The sequence below is a fragment of the Mycobacterium sp. E3247 genome (assembly GCF_001667785.1).
Taxonomy (GTDB): domain Bacteria; phylum Actinomycetota; class Actinomycetes; order Mycobacteriales; family Mycobacteriaceae; genus Mycobacterium.
In genome coordinates this window covers 1-1,047 of the sequence record NZ_LZJG01000218.1, presented here as the reverse complement: position 1 = coordinate 1,047, position 1,047 = coordinate 1, and the positions used below count along the sequence as shown (strand labels likewise).

Genomic DNA, 1,047 nt, shown 5'->3' with positions numbered 1-1,047 from the left:
CGCTCGCCGAGGGTGAAGCTGAGTTGTTTGTTCAGGTCCTCGAGTTCGGCCAGGATCTTGCGGCGCGAGTCGATGGTGAGCTGATCGAACGACATGCCCATCACCGCTTCGGCGGCGACGTGCGAGGTGTCGAGCAGGCGGACGATCGCCTCGACCGCGGCCGCCTTGTTCTCGGATTCCACCACGACGTCGGCGATTTCATGGCGCCGCTCAAGGGCTTTCAACAGGGCGTCGGCGATTTCGCGGCGGGCGGCTTTGCGGTCGTGGTCGGTCATTGCACCAGCCTAGAACGCGGGGGGAGGTAGCGCGCTACATCGGCGGTTTCCCAGCTCCAGGAATCGCTGGTAGCGATCCTCGATCGCGGTCGCCCAACCGGGGTCGGGTTCGACGACGCGTTCGGTACGGGCCCACCGGGCGGCGTCGGCGATCGCGGTCTCCAGGCCGACCGCCATGCGCGCGAGGAAGGCCGCACCCAGCGCCGCGCCCTCGGGCACCGCCGACAGCTCGACCGGCCGCCCGGTCGCGTCGGCGATGGCCTGCATCCACGGCGCGACCCGGGTGCCGCCGCCGGTGGCGACGATGCGCGCCACCGGCGCGCCGCTTAGTTCGATCAGCTGGCGCACCACGAAGCCCGACGCCTCGTAGGCGGCGCGCCGCAACGCCGCCGCGTCGTGGGTGAGATCCAGGGCGTCCAGCATGGCCCGGCGATCCGGGTCGTGGAACGGGGTGCGCTCCCCGCGGATGTAGGGCGACCACACCGGCACCCGCCCGGGCTGCGCGGCGGCGGGGTCGCCGGGCGCAACCACGCGGTCAACCCAGCCGAGGAACAGCCCGCCGGCATTGCTGGCGCCGCCGATCTGGCTCTTGCCCGCGGCCGTATGCGGGATGGTCCACAGGCCCGGCACCTGCCGGGCCTGTCCGATCGTGGTCCACACGATCAGGGTGGTGCCGCACAGCACCAGCACGTCGCCTTCGCGGTCGGCCCCGGCCACGATCTGCTCGCAGAGCGCGTCGATCGCGCCGATCGCCAGCGCGGCGCCGCTGCCG

The 1,047-nt window shown here is 72.2% G+C and carries 1 protein-coding gene and 1 pseudogene; both read right to left on the bottom strand.

The features are described from left to right. Window positions 1-275: pseudogene (locus A9X04_RS11845) on the bottom strand (GNAT family N-acetyltransferase); the annotation flags it as partial. A gap of 9 nt (window positions 276-284) precedes the next feature. Further along, a partial coding sequence (locus A9X04_RS11840; protein ID WP_255396487.1) for an FGGY-family carbohydrate kinase occupies window positions 285-1,047 on the bottom strand: 763 nt, incomplete at its 5' end.